General features: G+C 68.7%; 2 protein-coding genes and 1 pseudogene. 1 reads left to right on the top strand and 2 read right to left on the bottom strand.

All coding sequences use genetic code 11. The annotated features are described in order from the left end of the window. Positions 1–1,279, bottom strand: a pseudogene (locus VF794_RS16210) (N-acetylmuramoyl-L-alanine amidase); the annotation flags it as partial. A gap of 84 nt (positions 1,280–1,363) precedes the next feature. On the opposite strand from VF794_RS16210, the gene VF794_RS16205 reads away from it, so the two are divergent. Beyond that, on the top strand, positions 1,364–2,032 hold the full coding sequence (locus VF794_RS16205) for a diacylglycerol kinase family protein (protein ID WP_331111382.1): 669 nt from the start codon (positions 1,364–1,366) through the stop codon (positions 2,030–2,032). Between the two features lie 118 nt (positions 2,033–2,150). On the opposite strand, the gene VF794_RS16200 is transcribed toward VF794_RS16205, so the two are convergent. Further along, positions 2,151–2,351 carry a hypothetical protein gene (locus VF794_RS16200; RefSeq protein ID WP_331111380.1) on the bottom strand — a complete coding sequence of 67 codons (201 nt, stop codon included), beginning with the start codon at positions 2,349–2,351 and terminating at the stop codon, positions 2,151–2,153. Positions 2,352–2,452: the final 101 nt, after the last annotated feature.

Below are 2,452 nucleotides of genomic sequence, written 5' to 3'. Positions count from 1 at the left end.
CGAGCACGTCGCTGCCCGGCACGCCCGTGAAGTTCAGCGTGCCGTCCACCGGATTGGGTCCATAGACGTACACCTCGGTGCCACGGAACCGGTCATCCGGCGTCGAGAGCCCGGAGGCGTTGGTGTGCCAGGCAACGTAGACGGCATCCTCCCCCTCCTCGTGCAGCCAGGCCGCGAAGCGCGGGCGCGAGGAGACGTCGTCGTTGCGCTCATTGGAGAGCGCGTTGATGCCCGAGGGAGCGAATACCGACGGCGGCGCGCCGCTGAACTGGGTGTGGTAGCGCGCGCACTCCTCGAAGCGGGGACGCGATAGGGGCCCGAGCGTCGAGTCACCAATATCGCCGCTGCCACCCCCGAAGCGCACCGCGTCCAGGGACACGCTGCCCTCCATCGCCGAGTCGTTGAGCATGACCACCGAGGCCGTCTCCGGGTGTGGGCCCTCCCGGAAGTAGAAGCGGCCCAGCAGCACCCACGTCCCGCCGTGACGGCGCTGGTTCACCCGGAAGTGGCTCTCGCCCCCCGCGTGCCGCACCACATAGTGCGCATCCGTGACGCGGCCCGGATCCGAGCCATAGGAGACATACACGTGGTAGTAGCCGTCGGCCGGAATCGAGGGCGCCCAGGTGGCCCGCGCCGTCGCCGTGGGCGAGGCGGTCATCAGCCGACTGTCTCCGAGCTTGAAGGGCTCCACCGCATTCCGCATGGGCATCGGCGGCGAGCCCCAGCCAGGGCTGGAAGTGGAGAAGAGTTCCGCGGCTCCCTCCTCCGAATAGCCCGCCGCCCCATTGTCGACGAGGGCCATGTGCGGGTTGAGGTCCGACTCGCGCACGGGAATCACCGTCGCGCCGGCTCCCATCAGCATCGGCAGCAGGTACTGGTTGAGCGTCTCGATGGAGACCAGGTCCTCGACGACGTCGTTCGTGTTGCCGCGCTGGGTGGCCCACCGCCCCAGGGGCGAGCTGCGGTAGAAGCCGTGCCCCGGGCTCAAGTAGAGCGTCTTGCCCGACAGGGCTCCGGCGCGACCGCGCGTCTGGGGCAGGCCGGAGAGCGCCCGCACTCCCGACACGTCCTCACGACGCACCAGGGGAGGCTCCGAGGGCAGCCAACGCGTCTCGTGGGGCCTCGGGCCGGAGAGCGGCACGTAGCTGGCGCCCGGGGGCTCCAGGCCACAGTCATACGAAGAGGAGGAGACATCGTCTTGAGCGTGGGCCGTGCCCGGCAGGCGGAGCAGCGAGACCAGCACCCAGGCGATGGTGTGCACGTGTGCAGGAAGGGCCATGGGGGGTCGGACGTTACGGCCCGGCGCGAGGACACAGCAATCGAACCGTGGGTGCCCGCCTGCTCTCCCGCTAACCTGTCCGTGATGAGCTCACCAGCCCTCTCACCTTTGCCTCCTCCCGAGCCCAAGCCGCCTTCTTATCCGTCTCGCGGGGGCTCCGGGATGCTCGCCTCCTTCCTCCACGCGTGGAACGGGCTCATCCATACCGTCGTCCATCAGCGCAACATGCGCGTCCACCTGGTCTCCGCGTTGCTCGTGGGCCTGGTGGGCAGCGGCATCCCGCTCGGGCTCGCGGAGAAGGTGACGCTCATCTTCTGCGTCCTCCTCATCTTCTTCGCGGAGATCCTCAACAGCGCGCTCGAGCACCTGGTGGACCTCGCCACCCGGCACTTCGACGAGAAGGCCCGCCTCACCAAGGACGCGGCCGCCGCGGGCGTACTGGTGCTCGCCCTGGGCACCGTCGTCATCTTCTCCGCCATCCTCGTCCACAATTGGGAGACCGTCGTCACCAGCGGGCCTCAGATCGCCCGACAGGTCCTCCTCGGGGTGCCGCTCGCCCTGTGCATCACGGGCCTCGTGCTTCCGCATCCCCGCCCCGTCTGGGTGGATGGGGTGGCCTTCATGATGGGCGCCCTCCTGCTCGGGATGCTCGCCCTCCAGAGCGCCAGCTCCGTCTTCACCGCCATGAACGCGGGCCTGCTCCTCGTCGCCGGGGCGGCTGCCCGCCAGCGCCGCCGCGAGTCCCAGCGGTAACAGGGCCTGGAAACAAAAAGACCGGCGCTCGGCCGGTCTGGTTGCCACCTAGGGGGCTCGAGCCCCGGGACCTGCCCGGAACTCGGTCGCCCGCTAGGGACGACGCCATTGTACCGACTCAGGCCTCCCGTCGGAAGTCCGCCTGGCTGTCGGGCGTCGGGGGGACGACACTCTTGTCCGCGCCCTTGATGTCCTCGGTCACGAGGTCCAACAGCTCGGTGGCGATTCCGATGATCTGGGTGGGGGTGTAGCCGCTGGCGCGCAGTTGCGTGAAAAAGGTGCGGGCCAGAATGCGGGGGGCCTGCTTGTCAGTACTCAAGGACGTGTCCTCCGGAGCGGTGGGACCGCGTAATCACTGGGGGTTTGTTCTTCAACCCCCGTGCCAGCAGTCACCTTCCGGACGAATTCCTCATGACTCTC

The organism is Archangium sp., from assembly GCF_036389735.1.
Taxonomy (GTDB): domain Bacteria; phylum Myxococcota; class Myxococcia; order Myxococcales; family Myxococcaceae; genus Archangium.
The sequence above is the reverse complement of the archived record's forward strand: the minus strand, read 5'-3'. Positions and strand labels throughout refer to the sequence as shown.